The 574-nt window shown below is 53.7% G+C and carries 1 protein-coding gene; it reads right to left on the bottom strand.

The window, feature by feature from the left end:
• The coding region (locus tag ACTHUF_RS11040) for a hypothetical protein (RefSeq protein WP_440407704.1) at window positions 1-478 on the bottom strand (478 nt) is incomplete at its 3' end.
• Window positions 479-574 lie beyond the last annotated feature (96 nt).

The raw sequence follows: 574 nt of genomic DNA, 5'->3' as shown, positions 1-574 counted from the left end.
CCATGTAGCTTTGAATCTTTGGTAGCGGCACGTCGAAACACCCCCCCACACCCCCCACCCACCCCACCCCCAAACCCCACCAAAACAACCCCCAAACAACCCCCACCCACCCAACCAACAAACCCAAAACAAAAACCCCCCCCCCACCCCAACCCAACAACACCCACAACCCCCCCAAACAACCCCACAACACCAACACAAACAACAAACACCACCAACCACCAACAACAACAAAACACAACAAACCCCACACCCCAACACAACCCACCCACCAAAAAAACCACCACACAACCAACAAAACCACCCAAAACAAACCCCAAACAAGCCCCCCCACCCCAACCCAAACCAACACAAACCACCAAACCAACAAAAACCCCCACACCCCCCACAAGCGCCAACACAAACACCCCCCAACTGAACACAAACAGCAAACACCACCCCACAAACCCCACAACCAACACACAAAATTTTGTAGCAACCAAACAACACGCCGGCAGGCAAGCAGCTCTAACCTGCCTCCCACACACACCCGAACCCGCCGACAACAGAAAAAATGCAAACCCAGGTGGTCAAA

The organism is Neisseria sp. P0024.S006 (genome assembly GCF_051956595.1).
Lineage (GTDB): Bacteria > Pseudomonadota > Gammaproteobacteria > Burkholderiales > Neisseriaceae > Neisseria.
The sequence above is the reverse complement of the archived record's forward strand: the minus strand, read 5'-3'. Positions and strand labels throughout refer to the sequence as shown.